At 72.7% G+C, this 21,335-nt stretch carries 21 protein-coding genes, 4 tRNA genes and 1 pseudogene; 4 read left to right on the top strand and 22 right to left on the bottom strand.

Going from position 1 to position 21,335, the window contains the following annotated elements:
- The 6 genes from B5P21_RS02330 to B5P21_RS02305 form a co-directional block, all read right to left on the bottom strand.
- Positions 1-606, bottom strand: a complete 606-nt coding sequence (locus B5P21_RS02330; protein WP_045529873.1) for a GNAT family N-acetyltransferase — start codon at positions 604-606, stop codon at positions 1-3.
- A 104-nt stretch (positions 607-710) separates the two neighbouring features.
- The gene (rplA, locus tag B5P21_RS02325; RefSeq protein ID WP_045529874.1) at positions 711-1,397 is read right to left on the bottom strand and encodes a 50S ribosomal protein L1; all 687 of its coding nucleotides are present in this window, start codon (positions 1,395-1,397) and stop codon (positions 711-713) included.
- Positions 1,398-1,497: 100 nt separating this feature from the next.
- Entirely contained in the window at positions 1,498-1,929 is a 432-nt protein-coding gene (rplK, locus tag B5P21_RS02320; protein WP_012039476.1) for a 50S ribosomal protein L11, read from the bottom strand.
- Positions 1,930-1,982: 53 nt separating this feature from the next.
- The gene (nusG, locus tag B5P21_RS02315) at positions 1,983-3,017 is read right to left on the bottom strand and encodes a transcription termination/antitermination protein NusG (protein ID WP_045529875.1); all 1,035 of its coding nucleotides are present in this window, start codon (positions 3,015-3,017) and stop codon (positions 1,983-1,985) included.
- A 185-nt stretch (positions 3,018-3,202) separates the two neighbouring features.
- Complete coding sequence (gene secE, locus B5P21_RS02310; protein WP_012039478.1) at positions 3,203-3,475, bottom strand: preprotein translocase subunit SecE; 273 nt, start codon at positions 3,473-3,475, stop codon at positions 3,203-3,205.
- Between the two features lie 87 nt (positions 3,476-3,562).
- Positions 3,563-3,635, bottom strand: a tRNA-Trp gene (locus tag B5P21_RS02305).
- A 189-nt stretch (positions 3,636-3,824) separates the two neighbouring features.
- Here B5P21_RS02305 and B5P21_RS02300 point away from each other — a divergent pair.
- Positions 3,825-5,042 (top strand): pyridoxal phosphate-dependent aminotransferase, encoded by a 1,218-nt coding sequence (locus B5P21_RS02300; protein WP_165770597.1) that lies wholly within the window; start codon positions 3,825-3,827, stop codon positions 5,040-5,042.
- Positions 5,043-5,075: 33 nt separating this feature from the next.
- Here the strand turns inward: B5P21_RS02300 and B5P21_RS02295 are convergent, their stop codons facing one another.
- The 7 genes and pseudogenes from B5P21_RS02295 to B5P21_RS02265 all read right to left on the bottom strand — a co-directional run bounded on the left by B5P21_RS02295 (position 5,076) and on the right by B5P21_RS02265 (position 9,284).
- Positions 5,076-6,230, bottom strand: coding sequence for a UDP-N-acetylmuramate dehydrogenase (locus tag B5P21_RS02295; RefSeq protein WP_045529877.1), 1,155 nt, complete (start codon positions 6,228-6,230; stop codon positions 5,076-5,078).
- 7 nt (positions 6,231-6,237) lie between these two features.
- Positions 6,238-6,666: a MaoC/PaaZ C-terminal domain-containing protein gene (locus tag B5P21_RS02290; RefSeq protein WP_045529878.1), complete on the bottom strand. Its 429-nt coding sequence runs from the start codon at positions 6,664-6,666 to the stop codon at positions 6,238-6,240.
- A complete protein-coding gene (locus B5P21_RS02285) occupies positions 6,663-7,112 on the bottom strand; it encodes an FAS1-like dehydratase domain-containing protein (protein WP_045529879.1) in 450 nt (149 codons plus the stop codon). Before B5P21_RS02285 ends, B5P21_RS02290 begins: the two co-directional genes overlap by 4 nt.
- 582 nt (positions 7,113-7,694) lie before the next feature.
- Positions 7,695-7,868: a hypothetical protein gene (locus tag B5P21_RS16740; RefSeq protein WP_165770596.1), complete on the bottom strand. Its 174-nt coding sequence runs from the start codon at positions 7,866-7,868 to the stop codon at positions 7,695-7,697.
- A gap of 181 nt (positions 7,869-8,049) precedes the next feature.
- Positions 8,050-8,123 (bottom strand) — tRNA-Met (locus B5P21_RS02275).
- Positions 8,124-8,162: 39 nt separating this feature from the next.
- A tRNA-Thr gene (locus tag B5P21_RS02270) sits at positions 8,163-8,234 on the bottom strand.
- Between the two features lie 110 nt (positions 8,235-8,344).
- Positions 8,345-9,284 (bottom strand): annotated as a pseudogene (locus tag B5P21_RS02265) (aldo/keto reductase).
- A 127-nt stretch (positions 9,285-9,411) separates the two neighbouring features.
- Here B5P21_RS02265 and B5P21_RS02260 point away from each other — a divergent pair.
- Entirely contained in the window at positions 9,412-11,151 is a 1,740-nt protein-coding gene (locus B5P21_RS02260) for a glycoside hydrolase family 13 protein (protein WP_094170713.1), read from the top strand.
- A 12-nt stretch (positions 11,152-11,163) separates the two neighbouring features.
- On the opposite strand, the gene B5P21_RS02255 is transcribed toward B5P21_RS02260, so the two are convergent.
- From B5P21_RS02255 to B5P21_RS02230, 6 genes are all read right to left on the bottom strand, one after another.
- Positions 11,164-12,399 (bottom strand): M23 family metallopeptidase, encoded by a 1,236-nt coding sequence (locus B5P21_RS02255; RefSeq protein ID WP_246865235.1) that lies wholly within the window; start codon positions 12,397-12,399, stop codon positions 11,164-11,166.
- A 255-nt stretch (positions 12,400-12,654) separates the two neighbouring features.
- Positions 12,655-13,464 carry an inositol monophosphatase family protein gene (locus B5P21_RS02250; protein ID WP_045529883.1) on the bottom strand — a complete coding sequence of 270 codons (810 nt, stop codon included), beginning with the start codon at positions 13,462-13,464 and terminating at the stop codon, positions 12,655-12,657.
- 45 nt (positions 13,465-13,509) lie between these two features.
- Positions 13,510-14,250 carry a YoaK family protein gene (locus B5P21_RS02245; protein WP_045529884.1) on the bottom strand — a complete coding sequence of 247 codons (741 nt, stop codon included), beginning with the start codon at positions 14,248-14,250 and terminating at the stop codon, positions 13,510-13,512.
- A 64-nt stretch (positions 14,251-14,314) separates the two neighbouring features.
- On the bottom strand, positions 14,315-15,055 hold the full coding sequence (locus B5P21_RS02240; RefSeq protein WP_045529885.1) for a YoaK family protein: 741 nt from the start codon (positions 15,053-15,055) through the stop codon (positions 14,315-14,317).
- Between the two features lie 68 nt (positions 15,056-15,123).
- On the bottom strand, positions 15,124-16,110 hold the full coding sequence (locus tag B5P21_RS02235; protein ID WP_094170712.1) for an aldo/keto reductase: 987 nt from the start codon (positions 16,108-16,110) through the stop codon (positions 15,124-15,126).
- A gap of 114 nt (positions 16,111-16,224) precedes the next feature.
- Positions 16,225-16,306, bottom strand: a tRNA-Tyr gene (locus B5P21_RS02230).
- A 129-nt stretch (positions 16,307-16,435) separates the two neighbouring features.
- Here B5P21_RS02230 and B5P21_RS02225 point away from each other — a divergent pair.
- Positions 16,436-16,924: a YajQ family cyclic di-GMP-binding protein gene (locus B5P21_RS02225; protein ID WP_043583901.1), complete on the top strand. Its 489-nt coding sequence runs from the start codon at positions 16,436-16,438 to the stop codon at positions 16,922-16,924.
- An 81-nt stretch (positions 16,925-17,005) separates the two neighbouring features.
- A complete protein-coding gene (gene cls / locus B5P21_RS02220) occupies positions 17,006-18,475 on the top strand; it encodes a cardiolipin synthase (protein ID WP_094170711.1) in 1,470 nt (489 codons plus the stop codon).
- A gap of 27 nt (positions 18,476-18,502) precedes the next feature.
- Here the strand turns inward: cls and B5P21_RS02215 are convergent, their stop codons facing one another.
- From B5P21_RS02215 to B5P21_RS02205, 3 genes are all read right to left on the bottom strand, one after another.
- Positions 18,503-18,973: a MarR family winged helix-turn-helix transcriptional regulator gene (locus B5P21_RS02215; RefSeq protein WP_015491364.1), complete on the bottom strand. Its 471-nt coding sequence runs from the start codon at positions 18,971-18,973 to the stop codon at positions 18,503-18,505.
- A gap of 122 nt (positions 18,974-19,095) precedes the next feature.
- Complete coding sequence (locus B5P21_RS02210; protein ID WP_045529888.1) at positions 19,096-19,779, bottom strand: prepilin peptidase; 684 nt, start codon at positions 19,777-19,779, stop codon at positions 19,096-19,098.
- Positions 19,780-19,915: 136 nt separating this feature from the next.
- A complete protein-coding gene (locus B5P21_RS02205) occupies positions 19,916-21,286 on the bottom strand; it encodes an FAD-dependent oxidoreductase (protein WP_045529889.1) in 1,371 nt (456 codons plus the stop codon).
- Positions 21,287-21,335 lie beyond the last annotated feature (49 nt).

Genomic DNA, 21,335 nt, shown 5'->3' with positions numbered 1-21,335 from the left:
TCACTCCCCGGCGGGCGCCGCCAGCGCCTGCTCCATCACGTGATCCGTCTCCACCGCATCCGAGAGCCGGAACGACCGGGTCCCCACGATGCGGAAGCCGCTGCGCTCGTAGAAGCGGATGGCGCGCGCGTTGTGCTCGTTGACGCCGAGCCAGATCCCGGCCTCGGCGTCCCGCCCCCGCTCCCCTGCCAGCTCGCGGGCGACCCGCAGCGTCTCGGCCATGAGCGGCCGCGCGACACCCGCACCGTGCGACCCCTGCTCGACGTACACCTTGCTCAGCTCGACCTCCGGCCGCAGCCGGAGCGCTCCCGCCACGTCGGCGTCCGCAGGCGGCGCCGCGACGACCATCGTGTAGCCGACCGCCCGGCCCGCGACCTCCGCGAGCACGACCCGGTGCGCGGGATCCGCGAGGTGCGCCCGGAAGCGCGCTGGCGACAGGACGGTGCGGATGTGCTCCACGATCGCCTCGGCCGTGGTCGTCGGCGGGCACGCGAGCGCGAAGGTGCGGGCGGCGAGGGCGGCCACCTCCTCCGCGTCACCGGGCGAGGCGACACGGAAGGACGGGACGGCGGGGACGGGGGCGACGGCGGGATCCGGGATGCTCACCCTGACGAGCCTAGGCAGCCGCGCGACCCGGGGACGACGGAAGGGCCCGCCGAGGCGGGCCCTTCCTGTGCTGCTGGTCGTGCGTGCGCTTCCGCGCGGCGGTGCTAGATGGAGTTGACGTCCACCGGGATCCCGGGGCCGAAGGTCGTGGAGACCGTGGCCTTCTGCACGTAGCGGCCCTTCGAGGAGGACGGCTTGAGGCGGACGATCTCCTCGAGCGCGGCGCCGACGTTCTCCGAGAGCTGCTCGGGCGAGAAGCTCGCCTTGCCGACCACGAAGTGCACGTTCGCGTGCTTGTCGACGCGGAACTCGATCTTGCCGCCCTTGATGTCGGACACCGCGCGCGCGACGTCCGGGGTGACCGTGCCGGTCTTCGGGTTGGGCATGAGGCCGCGCGGGCCGAGCACCTTGCCGAGACGACCGACCTTGCCCATGAGCTCGGGCGTCGAGACGGCGGAGTCGAACGACGTGTAGCCGCCCGCCACCTTCTCGATGAGCTCGTCGCCGCCGACCTCGTCGGCGCCTGCGGCGATGGCCGCCTCGGCCGCGGGGCCCGTCGCGAAGACGATGACGCGAGCAGTCTTGCCGGTACCGTGAGGAAGGATGACGGTGCCGCGGACCATCTGGTCTGCCTTGCGGGGGTCGACGCCGAGCTTGAGCGCGACCTCGACGGTGCTGTCGAACTTGCGGGAACCGGTCTCGCGCGCGAGCTCGACGGCCTCCGAGGCGGTGTACGCCTTGGCGGGATCGATCTTCTCGGCTGCGGCCCGGTAGGCCTTTGACTTCGCCATTCGTGTCTCCTGATTCGAGAGTGCGGTTGATGTGAGCCTGGCCGGCTCTCCCGCGTGATGCTGGAGCGGATCCCGGACGGGACCCGCGGGGTGGTAGAGGCTAGGCCTCGACCGTGATGCCCATGGAGCGGGCGGTGCCGGCGATGATCTTCGCCGCGGCGTCGATGTCGTTGGCGTTGAGGTCGGCCTGCTTCTGCTCGGCGATCTCGCGGACCTGGTCCATCGTGAGCTTCGCGACCTTGACCGTGTGCGGCGTGCCCGAGCCCTTGGCGACTCCGGCGGCCTTCTTGATGAGCTCCGCGGCCGGGGGCGTCTTGAGGATGAACGTGAACGTCCGGTCCTCGTAGACGGTGATCTCGACGGGGATGACGTTCCCGCGCTGAGCCTCGGTCTGGGCGTTGTACGCCTTGCAGAACTCCATGATGTTGACGCCGTGCTGTCCCAGCGCCGGCCCGATGGGCGGTGCGGGGTTGGCGGCGCCGGCCTTGATCTGCAGCTTGATCAGACCCGTGACCTTCTTCTTCGGTGCCATTTCTCTTCCTTCTTCTTGATTGCTAGATCGAGCGGGCCGCGCGGCCCGACCGCCTAGAGCTTGGTGACCTGGTCGAAGCTGAGCTCGACCGGGGTCTCGCGCTCGAACAGGGAGACGAGCACCGTGAGCTTGCCGCTCTCGGGCTTGATCTCGCTGATGGAGCCGGGGAGGCCCGCGAACGAGCCCTCCTTGATCGTGATCGTCTCGCCGATCTCGAAGTCGACCTCGGCGGCGACGACGCGCTGCGCCTGGCCGCCCTTGGTGGGCTGGCCCTTGACCTGCGCCACCTCCTTGATCTCGACGAGGCTCTTCAGCATGGAGAAGGCCTCCTCGAAGCGGAGGGGCGTGGGGTTGTGGGCGTTGCCCACGAAGCCCGTGACGCCGGGGGTGTGGCGGACGACCGACCAGCTGTCCTCGTTGAGGCTCATGCGCACGAGCACGTAGCCCGGGATGCGCACCCGGTTGACCATCTTGCGCTGGCCGTTCTTGATCTCGACGACGTCCTCCATCGGGACCTCGATCTGGTAGATGTCGTCCTCCATGTTGAGCGACACCATGCGGTTCTCGATGTTGCTCTTCACGCGGCGCTCGAAGCCCGCGTAGGAGTGGATGACGTACCACTTGCCCGGCTTGGATCGGAGCTCCTTGCGGAAGTCCTCATAGGGGTCGACCTCGGCGTCGTCCTCGGACGCGGCCTCGTCGGGGACGAGGTCGGCCTCGGCCTCGGCGATGTCCTCCGCCGTGGCGGGCGCGACGTCGGCGGGCTCGAGGGCCTCCTCGGCCGCCTCCTCCTCCGCCTCGTCGTCGGTCGCCTCGACGGCGGCCTCGGCCTCGTCGGCGGAGTCGACGTCGAGCGCGTCCTCGACGATGGCGTCGGCCTCGGGGTCCGCGACGGACTCCATCGCGTCGAGCGCCGCCGTCAGGTCGGTCTCGACCGAGTCGGACTCGACGTGCAGGGCGGTGTGCTCCGCCGCGTCCGAGCTCTCCTCGGAGGACTCGATGGCGTGGCCCTCCTGGACCTCGTCCACCTCGGAGGACTGCTCCGCCGCGGGGGCGAGGTCGACGTCGTCGCGCTTGCTCTCAGCCAATGGATCTACTTCCCTCGTTCTTCGTCGTGCGTTGCCGTTCTGTGCCGTGCTGCTCCCGGGCGCCGGGCCGCGCGGATGCGGGACCCGCGGGTGTCCGCGCCGCTGCCGTGCTCCGCGCGCGTGGACCCGTGGTCCGCGCCGCTCGCCCTCCCGGGCCGTGCCGCCTCCGCGTGGAGGCCCTGGTGCTAGGCGCCGTTGCCGAACACCACGATGGCGAGGTACCCGAACAGCTGGTCGAGGAGCGAGACGATCACCATCATGACGATGACGAAGGCCAGCACCACTCCCGTGAACGTCAGCAGCTCCTTGCGGGTGGGGGTGACCACCTTCTTGAGTTCCTGCACGACCTGCTTGATGAAGAGCACCAGCCGGGCGAAGGGGTTGCGTCGCGCATCCCGCTGCTCGCGAGCCTGCGCGACGATCTCCTCGCTCGGCTCGTCGACGATCTTCCGCGCCACGCGTGGGTCCCTTCCTGCATTGCTCGGCTTCCGCCCGGAGTTCGGGCGAGCCGCGATGTCACGCGCCCGGGGACCCGTTCCATCTAGCAGGGCGGACAGGACTCGAACCTGCAACCTGCGGTTTTGGAGACCGCTGCTCTACCAATTGAGCCACCACCCTCTGCGTCGACACCCGCCTGCCCTCATGCGCCACGACCGTGCGAGCACGGACGGAACAAGGCGCGGAAGAGCTTGGCGGAGATACCGACCCGGACGAGTGTACCAGCATCCGCGGGCGCACGGTCGGGCGGCGGCCAGGCGGGCGTCGCCACCCGCGTGGCGGCGGGCGCGCATCCCTATGCTCACATGCATGGCCGAACCGCAGAGCACCGTCCCCCTCAGCCGCGTCTCCACCCGCATCGGATCCATCGCCGAGTCCGCGACCCTCAAGGTCGACGGCAAGGCCAAGGCCCTGCAGGCCGCCGGACGCCCCGTCATCAGCTTCGCGGCAGGCGAGCCCGACTTCCCGACGCCCGACTACGTGGTCGAGGCCGCGGTCGAGGCCGCGCGGGATCCCCGCAACCACCGCTACACCGCGGCCGCCGGCCTCCCCGACCTCCGCGAGGCGATAGCCGACAAGACCCGCGCCTCCTCCGGCCTCGACGTGGGCATCGACCGGATCATCGTCACCAACGGCGGCAAGCAGGCCGTCTACCAGGCGTTCCAGACGCTGCTCGACCCGGGCGACGAGGTCCTCGTGCCCACGCCCTACTGGACCACCTACCCCGAGGCCATCCGCCTCGCGGGCGGCGTTCCGGTCGACGTCTTCGCGGGCGCCGACCAGGGCTACCTCGTGACCGTCGAGCAGCTCGAGGCCGCGTGGACGCCGCGCACCAAGGTGCTGCTGTTCGTCTCGCCCTCGAACCCCACGGGCGCCGTCTACTCGCGCGAGCAGACCCGCGAGATCGGCGAGTGGGCCGACTCCAAGGGACTCTGGGTCATCAGCGACGAGATCTACCAGGACCTGGTCTACGACGGGGCCGAGGCCGCGAGCATCGTCGACGTCGTGCCGGCCCTGGCGGACCGCACGATCCTCGTCAACGGCGTCGCCAAGACGTACGCCATGACGGGCTGGCGCGTGGGGTGGATGGTCGGCCCGGCCGACGCCATCAAGGCCGCGGGCAACCTGCAATCGCACCTCTCCTCGAACGCCTCGAACGTCTCGCAGCGCGCGGCCATCGCGGCGCTCCGGGGCCCCCGCGACACGGTCGACCGGATGCGCGAGGCCTTCGACCGCCGCCGCCGCACGATCGTCGCCGAGCTCGACGCCGTCCCCGGCTTCGTCACGCCCACACCGCAGGGCGCGTTCTACGTCTACCCCGACGTGACGGGCCTCTTCGGCCGCGACATCGACGGCGTGACGCCGACCACCTCGCTCGAGGTCGCCGACGTGCTGCTCGAGAAGGCGGAGATCGCCGCCGTCCCCGGCGAGGCGTTCGGCCCGAGCGGGTTCCTGCGCTTCAGCTACGCGCTCGGCGACGAGGCGCTGCTCGAGGGCGTGCGCCGGATCCGCGACCTGCTGGCCTGATCCGCCGCCCGGCCCCCGCGGGTCGGCCCGCCCCTAGAGGGCGAGGCCGACCAGCACGGGCTCGGGCTGCAGGATCACGCCGTGCTCGCCCATCACGCGGCCCTGCACGTAGCGCGCGAGGGCGGCGACGTGCTCAGCGGTCGCGGTGCCGCGGTTGGTGAGCGCGAGCGTGTGCTTGGAGGAGACGGCCGCACCGGATCCCGGCAGCCGGAACCCGCGCTGCACCCCCGAGTGCTCGATCAGCCACGCGGCGCTGAGCTTCACGCCGGCCGGCTCGCGTCGACGGCGAGCAGCGGCCTCGCGCTCGATGGCCTCGGCCACCTCCCACTGGTCGCCGAGCGGCACGACGAGGTCCTGGGGCGGATCCTCCTGCGGCCAGCGCGGGGCGTCGGCCGGCAGCGTGCGGGCGAACGCGGCGCTGACGATGGGGTTCGTGAAGAACGAGCCCGCGCTCCACGTGTCGTGATCGGCGTCGTCGAGCACCATGCCCTTGGACGCGCGGAGCGCCAGCACGGTCTCGCGGACGCGGGCGACGGGCACGCGGTCGCCGACCTCCACGCCGAGCGCGCCGGCGAGCTGCGGGTACGCGACGGGCAGGCCGAGCGCGTCGGGGCCGTCTCCCCGGGTGAGCGCGAAGTCCACCGCGAGCACGACGCCCGCGCGTCCGCGCTTCAGCGCGGAGGTGCGGTAGCCGAGGCCGAGGTCGGCGGCGCTGAGGCGCTCCACCTCGCCGGTCTCGTAGTCGAGGAAGTCGATGCGCTCCAGGACGTCGGCCACCTCCTGGCCGTACGCGCCGATGTTCTGCACGGGCGAGGCGCCGGTGGATCCGGGGATCCCTGAGAGCGCCTCGAGCCCCGCGAGCCCGTCGGCCACGGTGCGCGCGACGAGCGCGTCCCACGGCTCGCCGGCCTCGACGCGCACGAGCACGGTGCCGTCGGCCCGCTCGTCGCCCACCTCGACGCCGCGGGTCGCGATGCGGATGACGGTGCCCTCCACGCCCTCGTCCGAGATGAGGGAGTTGGATCCGCCGCCGAGGACCATCCAGTCCTCGCCCACGGCCCACAGGCCGAGGAGCGTGTCGACGAGCTCATCGCGCTCGCTCACGGTGACGAGCTCCTCGGCCGGACCGCCGACGCGCAGGGTGGTGAGGTCGGCGAGCGGGGCGTCGCGGTGGGTCTGGATCGTCACGGGGGCCCTACGCCAGCCGGACCTGCGCCTGGGCGCGGCCGAGGACGGTCTTCCCGTCGACGGAGACGGCGATGTCGATGCGCGCGGTGCCGGCATCGGCGTCGATCGCGCCCACCTTGGCGATGATCGAGAGGTCCTGGCCGTCGGCGGGATCCACGACCACGGGCCGCGTGAAGCGCACGCCGTAGGACACGATGCGCGAGGGATCGCCCACCCAGTCGGCCACGGGCTGCACGGCCTGGCCCATCGTCAGCATGCCGTGGGCGAGGACGCCCGGCAGCCCGACCGACGCGGCCACGTCGTCGCGGTAGTGGATGGGGTTGAAGTCGCCCGACGCGCCCGCGTAGCGGACGAGGGAGTCGCGGGTGAGGTGCAGCGATCGCTCCGCCACGACGTCACCCACGGCGAGGTCGGCGAGCACGGGCACGGCGCTCACGCGTCGTCCCCGCGGACGACGAGGGTGGAGACGGCCGTGACGACGTGCGCGCCGGATCCGTCGACCATGGCGGACTCGGCGGTCACCATCGCGTTGCCGCCGAGGGTGGCCACCTTGGTGACGGTGAGCGTCGCGGTCAGCTCGTCGCCCGCGACCACCGGCCGGGAGTACGTGAACGCCTGCTCGCCGTGGACCACGCGACTGAAGTCGATGCCGGCGTCGGGCTCGGCGAGCAGCTGCGCGAGCGTCGCCTCCTGGACGACGACGGGGAACGTGCTCGGCGCGACCACGTCGGCGTGGCCGGCGGCGCGCGCGGCCTCGGGGTCGAGGTGGACGGGGTGGGTGGCGCCGACGGCGCGGGCGAATTCGCGCACCTTCTCGCGTCCCACCAGGTACGGGGCGGCGGCGGGGAGCACGCGACCCTGGAGGTCTGGATTCACTGGCACCGGACGATCCTACGCGGCGGGCGTCCGCGCCCGCGGGTACGCGAGAGCCCCAGCCCCCACTTCTCGTGGGGACCGGGGCCCGGGTCGCGATTCCGCTGCCGCGGCGTCAGCTGCCTACTGGCAGGAGTCGCACTGCAGGAGCTCCATGGGGTCGACGGGGATCGCGTAGCCGCCGACGGTGTCGTTGTTGTCGTAGTCCATGGGTGCCTCCCGTTGTGTCTGGTCGGGAACCGCCGGTGCGGCTCCTCAGGTCTCGTGGCTCTCGCCCCGATGGCCTCCGGATCCGCGTCTTCGCGAGGATCCGGGTTGCTCGGCCACCCGGTGGGCGGTGAGGTTCTCCACTATATAACCCGAACTACAGACCTGTCATTCCACTACATCTAGTGTTTCGGCGTGTCGCGACGCCTTCCGCGTCGTCATGCGGATCCGGACAGCCGGAGCGGATCCGACGGCCGTGCCGGCCCGGCGTGTCGCCCCCGCCGAGGGCAGCTGCGGGCCGTCCGGCGAGCGGCGCCCGCACGCACGAGGGCCGCCGCGAACGCGTCGCGGCGGCCCTCGTGCGCTCGGTGCGCGGGATGCGGATCAGGCGCCGCCCTCGCGCGCCTCCTTCTCCTCCTCCGACTCGCTGGCGGTGTAGTCGCCGCCGGCGGGCGCCTCGCGGCGCTCCTCGTCGTGCGCGTCGGGGACGGGGTTGCCCTGGGTCTTGTAGAGCACGTCGTCGTGGTCGGTGGGGTCCGTGGAGTCGTGGTGGGTCATGCCCGGAGGCTACGCCGTGGCGGGGGAAGCCGGAAGGCCGGGCGCCGCGGGAGGACACGCGGCAGACCCTGCCGACTCATGCCCCGCGTGCGGAGGCAGAGCAGAGGAAAGGCCCCGGAACCTGGCGAGAGGTGTCCGGGGCCTATCGAGGAGGACGGACCCCGAGGGATCCGCGCTTCCGTAGCGGGAGCGGGACTTGAACCCGCGACACCACGATTATGAGCCGTGTGCTCTAACCACCTGAGCTACCCCGCCACGATCCCCGTGGCCGCCGCGATGGGAGACCCGGGATCGAGCCCCCAGTGAGGATTGAACTCACTACCTCTTCCTTACCAAGGAAGTGCTCTACCAATGAGCTATGGGGGCGTGCCCGGGCGCGTCGGAGACGCGCTGGAACCCTACGACGATAGCAGGTCCGGGACCGCCCACGAGACGCGTGACGGCCCGGACCGGGCACGGCCGGGCGGCCTCCGGGATCAGACCGCGGAGAGGTCCCGGATCTCGTCGGCCGTCAGCTCGAGCTCCACGGAGGCGAGGAGGTCGGGCAGCTGGGTGAGATCGCGCGCGCTGGCGATGGGCGCGGTGACCGACGGCTGCGCCCGGAGCCAGGCGAGCGAGACCGTCGTGACGGAGACGCCGTGGGCCTCGGCGACCCGGTCGAGCACCTCGAGGAGGGCGCGGCCGTGGTCGTCGTAGTACTTCGAGGCGGCTCCGGCGCGGGGGCTGTCCACCTCGGCGCCGCGGTACTTGCCCGTGAGGAAGCCGCTGGCGAGGCTCGAGTAGGGGGGCGGAGGCGATGCCCTCGCGGACGAGCAAGTCGGCGAGCGCGCCCTCGTAGTCGTCGCGGGCGACGAGGTTGTAGCGGTTCTGGAGGACCTCGAAGCGGGCGACGCCCTCACGCGCGGAGACGTCGAGCGCGGCCTGCAGGCGCTCGGCCGTGAAGTTGGAGGCGCCGATCGCGCGCACCTTGCCCTCGGCGACGAGCTCGGCGAGCGCAGTCACGGTCTCCTCGATCGGGGTGTCCTGGTCGTCGACGTGCGCGTAGTAGAGGTCGATCGCGTCGACGCCGAGCCGGCGGAGGCTCGCCTCGACGCCGCGGCGGACGCTGTCGCGCGAGGTGCCCTTCGCGGCCTCGTGGGCACCGACCTTGGTGGCGATGACGAGGTCGTCGGGGCGGCCGCGTGCGGCGAGCCAGCGGCCGATGATCTCCTCGGACTCGCCGCCGGAGTTGCCGGGCTTCCACGCGGAGTAGACGTCGGCGGTGTCGATGAAGTTGCCGCCCGCGGCGACGTAGGCGTCGAGGAGCTGGAACGAGGTGGCCTCGTCGGCGGTCCAGCCGAAGACGTTGCCGCCGAAGGACAGGGGCAGCACCTCCAGGCCGCTGGATCCGAGGGGCACGCGTGCGGGGTTCGACATGGCTGATCTCCTTCGTCCGGTGATGAGGGCGGTGGCCGCCCCCAGGGTCAAGGCGGCCCGCGCCCCCGGGTATTCCGCCGCTCCTCGGCGTCGGGAGCGCTCCCTGCCCGTCGCCTAGGCTCGTCGCATGACTTCGCCTGCCCCCACAGCCCTGTCCACGGCTGCCCGGGACGACACCTCGGCCCACCCCGACAGCACCCCGCAGCACGGCACCGGATCCGAGTGGTGGCGCACCGCCGTCATCTACCAGATCTACCCGCGCTCGTTCGCCGACTCCGACGGCGACGGCATCGGCGACCTGCCCGGCATCACCGAGCGGCTCCCCGCGCTCCGCGAGCTCGGGGTCGACGCCGTCTGGCTCTCCCCCTTCTACCTCTCGCCGCAGAACGACGCGGGCTACGACGTCGCCGACTACTGCGCGGTGGATCCGCTGTTCGGCACGCTCGACGACTTCGAGCGGATGCAGCGTCGCGCGCACGAGCTCGGCCTCCGGGTGATCGTCGACATCGTCCCGAACCACACGTCCTCCGCGCATCGCTGGTTCGAGGAGGCGCTCGCCGCCCCCGCCGGCAGCGAGGAGCGCGCCCGCTACATCTTCCGCGACGGGAAGGGCGCCGACGGCGAGCTGCCCCCGAACAACTGGGAGTCGATCTTCGGCGGCCCGGCGTGGACCCGGCTCACCGAGCCCGACGGCACGCCCGGCCAGTGGTACCTCCACCTGTTCGACTCGTCGCAGCCCGACCTCGACTGGACGAACCCGTGGGTGCACGAGCGCTTCCGCGAGATCCTCCGCTTCTGGCTCGACCGCGGGGTCGACGGCTTCCGCGTGGACGTCGCGCACGGCATGGTCAAGGCGCCCGGCCTCCCCGACTACACCCCGCCCGAGGGCCAGGGCAGCATGGGCGGCGCCGGCGGCGTCGACGACCAGCCCGCTCCCCCGCCGCCGTACTTCGCGCAGGAGGGAGTGCACGAGATCTACCGCAACTGGCGCGAGATCTTCGACTCGTACGACGGCGACCGCGCCATGGTCGCCGAGGCGTGGGTCGAGCCGCTCGCGAAGCTGGCCGACTGGGTGCGCCCGGACGAGATGCACCAGGCCTTCAACTTCAGCTACCTCGAGACGCCGTGGGATGCCGCGGCGCTCCGCCGGACGATCGACGCGTCGCTCGCGACCTTCTCCTCCGTGGGCGCGCCGAGCACGTGGGTCCTCTCGAACCACGACGTGGTGCGGCACGCGAGCCGGCTCGCGCTCTCGGGCGAGAACCCGCAGGGCGTGGGCATCGGGCCGGAGTCGACCGTGACGGTCGACGAGGAGCTCGGCCTCCGTCGCGCCCGCGCCGCGAGCGCGCTCATGCTCGCGCTGCCCGGCAGCGCGTACGTCTACCAGGGCGAGGAGCTCGGGCTGCCCGAGGACATCCGCCTGCCCGACGAGGCGCGGCAGGATCCGACGTTCCACCGCACCGCGGGCGAGCGCTACGGCCGCGACGGCTGCCGCGTGCCGATCCCGTGGGAGGCGGGCAAGCCGTCGTACGGCTTCAGCGACGGCGACGCCAGCTGGCTGCCGCAGCCCGACGACTGGGACGGGTTCGCGCGCGACGCCGAGCAGGCGGATCCCGCGTCGACCCTCTCCCTCTACACGGAGGCGCTGCTGCTGCGCCGGGAGCACGGGCTCGCGCTGGGCGCGCTGGAGTGGATCGACGCGGAGGGCGACGACGTGATCGCGTTCCAGAGCGCGGGCGTCATGGTCATCGCCAACCTCGGGCAGGCCGCCGTGCCGCTGCCCGAGGGCCGCGTGCTGCTCGCGAGCCGGCCGCTCGACGGCGACGCCGTGCCGTCCGACACCACCGTGTGGCTGATCCGGGACTGACCCGTCCCGGCACTAGTTCGCGTGCTCCTGGAGCCAGGCGAAGGGATCCACCGCGGTGCCGTCGGCGACGCGGATCTCGAGGTGGAGGTGCGGACCGGTGGATGCGCCCGTGTTGCCGACCTGGCCGATCTGCTGGCCGACCTTGACGGGGTCCCCGGCCTTCACGCGCAGGGATCCGGGCAGCTGGTGGCCGTAGACGCTCGTGATGAGCTGCCCGTCGATCACGTGGTCGATGACGAGGTGGACGCCGAGGCCGGTGTCGCTGTTGACGGCCTCGCGCACGACGCCGTCGGCGATGGCCTGGATGGGCGCGCCGAGGCCGGGAGCGAAGTCGACGCCCTGGTGGTTGCTCGAGCAGCCGTTGGAGCAGGGCGCGATGCGCTTGCCGAAGACGCCGCTGATGGGCACGCCCGAGGCGAAGGGCCACTGGATGGTGCCGTTGATGTCGTTCGTGAAGGCGCCGGCGCCCTTCGACGTCTGCGCCAGCATGATCTGCTGCGGCGTCGTGGCCGTGAAGGCGTCGTCCGTGCCGCCGACGACGGTCGCCTCGGGCGCCGCGGAGAGCGCGACGCTCTGGCTGGGGACGGAGGTGGCCGGGGCGTCCGTGACGACGTTCGCCTGCGCCATGTCCTGGCCGGTGAGGAACGCGGAGGACGGCAGCGAGGTCGCGATGGTGACCGTCGCGACGAACGCCATGGTGAGGAGCGTGAGCCCGCGCGACGCGTTCGCGCGACGTCGGCCGGCGGCGGCCTCGGGCGCCGGGGCGAGCGCGGGCCGCGAGGAGACGGGGACGCGGCGTCCGCGGATGCGCGCGTGCGGGGCGGCCGCGGGGACGCTCGCGCGCTTCGCGGGCACGTACGAGGAGCGGCGCGACTCGGGCGCGGCGGCGGACGCGGCGCGGAGGCGACGGGCGCGGTTCGCGAGGGGGACGGAGTCCGCGGCGCTCGCGGCGGCGGGCTCGGCCTGCTCGGGGAGGTGCGTGCGGGGGGCGGCGGGGGCCTCGACCGGGATGTGGAGGACCCGGGGCGCGGGGGCGGCCGGCGCATCGGAGGCGATCCGCGCGTCGGGCGCGATCGGCGCGGGCAGGTCCGTCGCGACGGCGGGCTCCTCGACCGGCTGCTCGACCGCCGGGGCAGCGGGAGCGGCGGCCTCGATGGCCTGCGCGTCCCCCCGGGGCGCGGATCCGCCCGATGCCGCCTCGGCCGCCCGGCGCTCGGCCTCGCGTCGCTCGCGTCGCGTCGGGTACACGGTCCCTGCGGTCTCGTCGGGGGTCAGCACGAGGGCCGCCGGTCGGAGGTCTGGGGGGCACGCGAGGCGTGGAGGACGGACAGGATCGTGGGACTCCTAGTGCGAGGGACAGGTGCTGCGCGGTGCCGGCCGACAGCGGTCGGGGCGTGCGCGTGCGACCGGAACCAGCCCGGTCGTCATGTAACGGATCGGTAAAGGCTAACCGGCGGAAGGGATTCGCGCCACCCGGGGGATGCGGACGGGGGCCCTCAGGGGCTATGCACGCGGGCGCTCCAGCCGCTCCTCGAGGGCGCGCGCGAGCTCCGGATCCGCCGCGATGAGCAGCTCGTCGGACGCCGGTCCGCCGCCGATCCCGGTCACGCGCGCACCCGCCTCCGCGGCGATGAGGGCGCCGGCCGCGTGGTCCCACGGCTTGAGTCCGCGCTCGAAGTAGGCGTCGGTGCGGCCCGCCGCCACGTTGCAGAGGTCGAGCGACGCGGCGCCGATGCGGCGGATGTCGCGCACCTCGCCGAGCAGGTCGGTGATCACCCGGCCCTGCCGCATGCGCGTCTCGGCGCCGTAGGAGAAGCCCGTGCCGACGAGGGCGAGGGAGAGCGGCACGCCGGAGTTCACGGCGAGCGGGCGGCCGTCGAGCGCGGATCCGCCGCCCGCCGTGGCCGTGTAGACCTCGCCCAGGGTGGGATTCACGACGCAGCCGGCGCGCGCGGTCCAGGTGAGCGGATCCGCCTCGCCCTCGACCACGGCGATGCTCACGGCCCATGCGGGGATGCCGTAGAGGAAGTTGACGGTGCCGTCGATGGGGTCGACCACCCAAGTGAGGCCGGACGTGCCCGCCGTGCCCTCGGACTCCTCGCCGAGGAAGCCGTCGTCGGGGCGGACGTCCTCGAGCGCTCGGCGGATGAGGTCCTCGGTCTCGCGGTCCGTGTGCGTGACGATGTCCTCGGGGCTCGACTTCGACGCGGCGACCTCGACGCCCTCCCGGCGACGGCGGAGCGCGAGCTCCCCGGCGCGGACGGCGATGTCGCGGGCGATGGTCAGGAGCGCGGTGTCACCGGGGGTCGTCATGCGTCCAGCCTGCCAGAGGGGGTGCGGCCGGCCGGCGCGGGGCGCTCAGGCGGGCGACGCCGCGGCGCGCGCGTCATCGGCCGACGCGACGGCCTCGCGGAGGCGCCCGCGCTCGATCCGGCGCGCGTTCCACAGCAGGCCGACGCCCACCACCATCAGGCCGCCCGCGGCGAGCAGCGCCCACGCGCCGCCGACGTACGTCGTGATGAGGGCGGCGACGAGCGCGCCGAGCCCCATGCACACGATCGCGCCGATGCGGCGGGCCCACGCGGCGCCCGTGCCCCCGGCCACCCGGCTGTCGGAGGAGAGGTTCACCATCGTCATGGTCACGACGACGGTGGAGAGGTCGCGCAGGCCGATGCTCTTCACGGCCGCGGCCTGCGCGCCGAGCAGCAGCGCGAGGAAGCCGGTGATGGCCACCATGATCCCGGTCTCGAGGGTGCCGACCGCGAGCCACACCACGGCCAGCGCGAGCGTGACCAGGGTGCCCGTGACGAGGATCCAGACGGAGGAGCGCGGCAGGTGCACGTCGGTGGGCGCGCGCCGGGTGATGCGCGACGCGATGACCGCGCCGAGCATGAAGGCCACGAGCGCCACGAGGTTGTTGAGCACGGGGATGTCGGCGACGCCCACCAGGCCGAAGCCGATGAAGAGCACGTTGCCGGTCATGTTGCCGGTGAAGACGCGGTCGAGCGCGAGGTAGCTGACCCCGTCGATGGCGCCCGTCGCGGTGGTCATCACGAGCAGGGCGGCGATGTAGGAGCCCTCGGGCCAGGGACGGGACACGGGCGCTCCTCGACGGTCGGGCGACGGACCCTCTCACCCTAGGGCGGGTCGGCCGCCGCCGAGGTCAGGCCGGGAGCCCGTCGGGACCGCCCGCCGCCCGGTCGGGAGCCTCCTCCCGGACGAGCGTCCGCTCGATGCGGCGCGCGTTCGCCAGCAGCCCGACCCCGGCCGCCATCAGCGTCCCCGCGACGAGCAGCGCCCACGGGGCGCCGATGCGCGTGGTGATGAGCGCCGAGACCAGCGCGCCCGTCGCCATCGCCGCGATGGCGCCGAAGCGGCGGCGCCACGCGGCCCCCGTGCCGCCGGCGACGCGGCTGTCCGAGGAGAGGTTCACGGCGGTCATCGTCACGACCACGGTGGAGAGGTCGGAGAGGCCGATGCTCCGCACGGCGGCCGCCTGCGCGCCGAGCAGGAGGGAGAAGAGCCCGGTGATCGCGATCATCACGCCCGTGTCGAGCGTGCCGACCGCGGACCAGGCCCCCGCGAGCGCGAAGGTGAGCAGGGTGTTGACGACGAGGATCCACGCCGCCGACCGCGGCAGGCGCAGGTCGGTGGGCGCGCGGCAGGTGATGCGGGACGCGATGACCGCGCCGGCCATGAACGCGAGCAGCGCGACGGCGTTGTTGAGCACGGGGACGCCGGCGACGCCCACCAGGCCGAAGCCGATGAAGATGACGTTGCCGGTCATGTTGCCGGTGAAGACGCGGTCGAGGGCGAGGTAGCTGACGCCGTCGATCGCGCCGGTGGCGGTCGTCAGGACGAGCAGGGCGGCGACGTACGCGCCTTCTGGCCAGTTCCGGGGCATGGGAGATCTCCTCGAGGACGGGACGGATGGCGCCCCACATTAGGGGGCGCCCCTCCGTGCCCCTGGGATCAGGCGCTCTCGTCCCGCGTCGCGCGGGCGGCGGCGGACGCCAGCCGGGACACCTCGTCGTCGTCGAGCACGAGCTGCGCCGCGGGCATCAGCTGCCGGATCTGCCGGGCCGTGCGCGCGCCGACGAGCGCGCTCGCGATCCCGGGCCGGCCGAGCACCCACGCGATGGCGACCTCGGCGACCGTGACGCCGCGCATCCGCGCGATCTCCTCGGCGGCGCGCACCGTCGCGTGCCCGCCCGCCGACATGTACTGCTCGGCGTCGAGCGCCCGGGCCGACGGCACGGCGGGCGCGCCCGGCATGTACTTGCCCGTGAGGAAGCCCTTGGCGAGCACGCTGTGGGCGACGAGGCCGAGGCCCTCGCGCCGGACGAGCGCCTGCAGGCGCCCCTCCGCGTGATCCCGCACCAGCAGGCTGTACTCCTCCTGCACCACGCCGACGGGGACGGCGCCGGATCCGTGCGCCAGCCCGAGCGCCTGCTCGATCCGCTCGGGCCGGAACCCGGAGACGCCGACGAGCCGCGCCTTGCCCTCCTTCACCAGGTCGGACAGCGCGGCGACGGTCTCCTCGAGCGGGGTGCGGGTGTCGTCGAGGTGAGCGTGCACGACGTCGACGTGCGTCGTGCCGAGCCGGCGGAGCGAGGCGTCCACGCCGCGGCGGATCGACTCCGCCGACGTGCCCGGGGCGTCGCGGCTCTTGCCGACCTTCGTGCCGACGACCACCTCGTCCCGGCAGCCGCGCGCGGCCAGCCAGCCGCCGATGATCGCCTCGGACTCGCCGCCCGCGTGGCCGGGCACCCACTGCGAGTACGAGGACGCGGTGTCGACGAAGGTGCCGCCCTCCTCGCGGTAGGCGTCGAGGATCGCCCACGCCGCCTCGCGGTCGGCGGTCCAGCCGAAGCCGCTCGTGCCGAGGCCGAGCGTGGAGACGACGACGCCGGACGTGCCGAGGGCGCGCGTGCGGGGGCCGGGTGCGGCGGGGAACATCGGTGGTGGATCCAGGTCGTCGGGCGCGCGGGCGACTCTGCCTGCGCGGGCGGGCCCCGACGGATGCGTCGAGGCAGACGAACGGCCCCGCGCGAGCGGGGCCGTCCAGTGCGGTGGCGAGTGAGGGATTCGAACCCCCGAAGGCTGAGCCGTCTGATTTACAGTCAGATCCCTTTGGCCGCTAGGGTAACTCGCCATGCGCACCCGACCTGTGTGATCACGGACCGGAGACGCTCGTCGATGATAGCGGGCGCCGGGCCGCGAACCGAAATCGTCGGATCCCTCGCCGCGGGCCCGCGCCCGGCCGTCCCTTAACATGGTCGGCATGGCAGATTCCTCGTTCGACGTCGTCAGCAAGGTCGACCGCATGGAGGCGGACAACGCCGTCCACCAGACCCAGAAGGAGGTGGAGCAGCGCTACGACTTCAAGAACGTGGGCGCCTCCATCGAGTGGAGCGGCGACACCATCCTCATGAAGGCCTCGAGCGAGGAGCGCGTGAAGGCGATCCTCGACGTGCTGCAGACGAAGATGATCAAGCGCGGCATCGGCCTCAAGAGCCTCGAGGAGGGCGAGCCCTTCGCCTCGGGCAAGGAGTACCGCATCGAGGTCACCCTCAAGCAGGGCATCGACCAGGCCAACGCGAAGAAGATCGGCAAGATCATCCGCGACGAGGGCCCCAAGAGCATCAAGAGCCGCGTCGAGGGCGACGAGCTCCGCGTCTCCAGCAAGAGCCGCGACGACCTGCAGCAGACCATCGCGCTGCTCAAGGGCGCCGACGTGGATCTCGACCTGCAGTTCGTCAACTTCCGCTGATCCGTCCGGGCGCGTGCCCCGCCTGTCCGGCGGGCACCGCGTCCCCCGGACGGCCCGGTCGCGGCGGTTAGACTGCGCCTGATGGACCCCTCGATGACCACCCTCGTCCTCGCGGGGCTCGCGGTCGTCGTCGACTTCATCGTGCGCGTGGTGGCCCTGCTGGTCATCCCCCGCAACCGCCGGCCGTCCACCGCGATGGCGTGGCTGATGGCGATCTTCTTCCTGCCGTACATCGGCATCCTCCTGTTCCTCCTCATCGGCTCGACCCGGCTGCCGAAGCGGCGCCGCGAGAAGCAGCAGGAGATCAACCGGTTCATCATCGAGTCGACCGAGGGCATCGAGCGCGTCACGCGCGAGCACTCGTGGCCGTCGTGGCTCGACTCGGTCGTGGAGCTGAACCGCACGCTCGGCTCCATGCCGCTCGTGGGCGGCAACAGGGCCAAGCTCTACAGCCACTACGACGAGTCGATCGCGGCGATGACCGCGGAGGTCGAGAAGGCGACGCGCTACGTGCACGTCGAGTTCTACATCCTCGCGTGGGACGTCACGAGCGCCCCCTTCTTCGACGCGCTCGAGCGGGCGGTGCAGCGCGGCGTGACGGTGCGCGTGCTGCTCGACCACATCGCGTCGCTGCGGGCGCCCGGCTACCGGCGGACGACGCGCAAGCTCACGGCGATCGGCGCGGACTGGCAGCTCATGCTCCCCGTGCAGCCGCTGCGCGGGCGCTACCAGCGGCCGGACCTCCGCAACCACCGCAAGGTGCTCGTGGTCGACGGCCGCGTGGGCTTCATGGGATCCCAGAACATGGTGCACCGCAGCTACAACAAGGTCGTCAATCGCAAGCGCGGCCTCAAGTGGCAGGACCTCATGACCCGGCTCGAGGGCCCCATCGTGAGCGGCCTCAACGCGATCTTCATCACCGACTGGTACGCGGAGACCGACCAACTGCTCGTGCGCGAGACCGAGCCCATCGAGATCGCGGCCTCGGACGACGACGAGGAGCTCGACTGCCAGGTCGTGCCGTCCGGACCCGGGTTCCCCGGCGAGAACAACCTCCGGCTGTTCAACGCGCTGCTCTACTACGCGCAGGAGCGGATTGTGATCACGTCGCCGTACTTCGTGCCCGACGACTCGATGCGGTACGCGATCACGACGGCGGTGCAGCGCGGGCTCTCGGTGGAGCTGTTCGTCAGCGAGATCGGCGACCAGCCCGTCGTGTACCACGCGCAGCGCTCCTACTACGAGGAGCTGCTCAATGCGGGCGTGCGGATCTGGATGTACCGGGCCCCGTACATCCTGCACAGCAAGCACTTCACGATCGACGACGACGTGGCCGTCATCGGCTCGAGCAACATGGACATGCGGTCGTTCAGCCTCAACATGGAGGTGTCGCTGATGGTGCGCGGCCCCGGGTTCGTGCGGGAGATGCGGCGGGTCGAGGACGGCTACCGGAAGCGCAGCCGCGAGCTGACCCTCGAGGAGTGGAGCCGGCGCACCCGCACCAGCACGGTGCTCGACAACCTCGCGCGCCTGACCTCGGGCGTGCAGTAGTCGCGCGGACCCCGCGGGGGACGCGGATCAGTCGCGGTCGTCGGCCGGGTCCTGCTCCTGCTCCTGGGCGGTGGCGCGGTCGAGCACGTCCTGCAGCAGGTCACGGAGCGGCGAGTCGCCCTCGTCCTCGCCCGCGATGTCACGGCGGACCTGGTCGCCGACGCGCCAGATGACCGGGAGCATGTCGCGCCCGGCGTCCGTGAGCCCGACGGAGAGGCGACGCTCGTCCGTGGTGTCGCGGAAGCGCGTGACGTAGCCGAACACCTCGAGGCGCTTGAGCAGCGGCGAGAGCGTGCCGGGGGTCAGATGCAGCTTCTCGGCGAGGTCGACGACGGCCTGCGGCTCCTCCTCATCGAGGGCCAGCAGCACGAGGTACTGCGGATGCGTGAGGTTGAGGGGCTGGAGCAGCGGCCGATAGAGCGACACCACCGCCCGCGACGCCGCGGCCAGGAGCACGCCGGTCTCGTCCTGCAGCAGTGTGAGCGATCTCTGTGCCATTTCATTTCCTCTGGCTCGTCAGTACGTCGATGCCGGGGTCTTGGACACTTCCTCCACCGTACGCCTGTCGGCGCGCGGAGGCCGCGGCGTACAGGCAACCATCGGCCGGGGCGTCCGCAGGCTCAGGTGAGCGTACTGGGAGCGGACGCGACGAGGAGAGCGCCCAGCACGAGCCACGGGCCGAAGGGGACGGCGGTCGACGCCCGCGCACGGCCTCCCACGAGGAGGGCCGTCGCCGCGACGCCGCCGAGGAGCGTGCTCGCGGCGATGGCCAGCGCGACCTGCGCGGGCCCGAGCTGCCCGAGGGCGAGGCCGATGACGCCCGCGAGCTTGACGTCGCCGGTGCCGAGGCCGCCGCCGGTCGCGGCCTGGAGGAGCGCGAGCACGAGGACGGCGCCGGCACCGCACGCCGCGGCCTGCAGCAGGAGGGGGGATCCGCCGGAGACCAGCGCGAGGGCCGCGGCCGCGACGGCCGCGGGAGCGGTGGCGCGGTCGGGCAGGCGGTGCGCGGCGAGGTCGGCGAGCACGAGCGCCGGGCCGACAGCCACGAGCAGCAGCGCCAGCGGGATCCGCGCGGGCGGCGTCTCGGCGACGACGAGCGCCGCGAGGATCGCCGTGACCAGGGCGGCGACGACCGCGGCGGCGCGGCCGAGGCCGGGGAGCGGATCCAGCGGGCGCGCGTCGAGGCCGTCGGGGCGGCGGCCCCCGGCGAGGGCGACGCGGGCGAGCGCGGGGGACACGGCGCCGACGGCGGCTCCGGCGAGCCCGGCCGCGACGACGAGGGCGGGCGAGGCGGCGGGGATCACGCGGCGACCCTAGGGGCTGCGATGCGCCGACCGCGCGGACGGGCGCGCGGCTGGGGACGGACGACGGACGGGCGCCCGCGGGAGGACCGCGGGTGCCCGTCGGCGTCGATCGGGGGTGCGGGTCAGCGCGTGCGGATCACACGGACTGCCGCGGGCGCGACGCCTCGAGCATCTCGTCGCGCTCGACCACCTTGATGCGGGCGCGGCCGTGCGGCCGGCCCAGGGCGATCTCGTGCTCGTCGAGCGCGTGCCAGCCGGCGAGGTCGGTGTACTCGACGCCGCGCTCGGCGAGGAGGTCGACGATCGCCTGCTCCTCGGGCGCCTCGGGGGTCCACCAGTCGCCCTGGTCGTTGAGCACGTGCGAGACGGTCTCCATGGCGTCGGACTTGGTGTGCCCGATGAGGCCGATGGGCCCGCGCTTGATCCAGCCCGTGGCGTAGACGCCGGGGATGCGGGTGTTGTCCGTGTCGAGGACCTGGCCCTCGTGGTTCGGGATGACGCCGCGGCGCTCGTCGAACGGGATCCCGTCGACGGGCGAGCCGAAGTAGCCGACCGCGCGGTAGATCGCCTGCACGGGGACGTCGCGGTACTCGCCCGTGCCCTCGACGCCGCCGAGGCCGTCCGGACGCGTGCGCTCGATGCGCAGGCCCGCGACGCGGGGCTCGGCGTCGTCGGAGGCGAGCACCTCCGCGGGGCGCGAGTAGAAGTGCAGGTGCAGGCGGCGGGACGCGGATCCGCTCTCGCGCGTGCGCCACTTCTCCAGCACGCGGCTGATGACCATGACCTGCTTGTTGGTCTTCGCGGCCTCCTCGGCGGCGGGATCCACTCCGAAGTCCTCGTCGTAGACGATGACGTCGACGTCGGGCACCTCGCCGAGCTCGCGGAGCTCGAGCGGCGTGAACTTCACCTGCGCGGGGCCACGGCGGCCGAAGACGTGGACGTCGGTGACGGGCGAGTGCTTGAGCCCCGTGTAGACGTTGTCCGGGATCTCGGTGGGCAGCAGGTCGTCGGCGTGCTTGGCGAGCATGCGCGCCACGTCGAGCGCCACGTTGCCGTTGCCGATGACGGCGACCTCGCGGGCGTCGAGCGGCCAGTCGCGCGGGAAGTCGGGGTGGCCGTCGAACCAGTTGACGAAGTCGGCCGCGCCGTAGGAGCCCGGCAGGTCGATGCCGGGGATGTCGAGCTCGGCGTCGCGGATCGCGCCCGTGGAGAAGATGACCGCGTTGTAGTGCTTCTGCAGGTCCTCCAGCGTGATGTCGCGGCCGTAGTCGACGTTGCCGAAGATGCGGATGTCGCCGCGGTCGAGCACGTCGCGCAGCGCGCCGATGATGCCCTTGATGCGCGGGTGGTCGGGCGCGACGCCGTACCGGACGAGGCCGTACGGCGCGGGGAGGCGCTCGAACAGGTCGATGGAGACGTCGAACTGCTTCTCGGCCTTCAGGATGATGTCGGCCGCGTAGATGCCCGCGGGCCCTGCGCCCACGATGGCCAGCCTGAGCTTGGTCACTGGTGTCTCCGGTTCGTCGTCGTCCCCGTGCCGGCCGTCGGGGGCGTGG

The sequence above is a fragment of the Clavibacter michiganensis subsp. insidiosus genome (genome assembly GCF_002240565.1).
Taxonomy (GTDB): Bacteria; Actinomycetota; Actinomycetes; order Actinomycetales; family Microbacteriaceae; genus Clavibacter; species Clavibacter insidiosus.
Note: the sequence above shows the minus strand (reverse complement) of the source record. Positions and strands in the feature narration are given on the sequence as shown.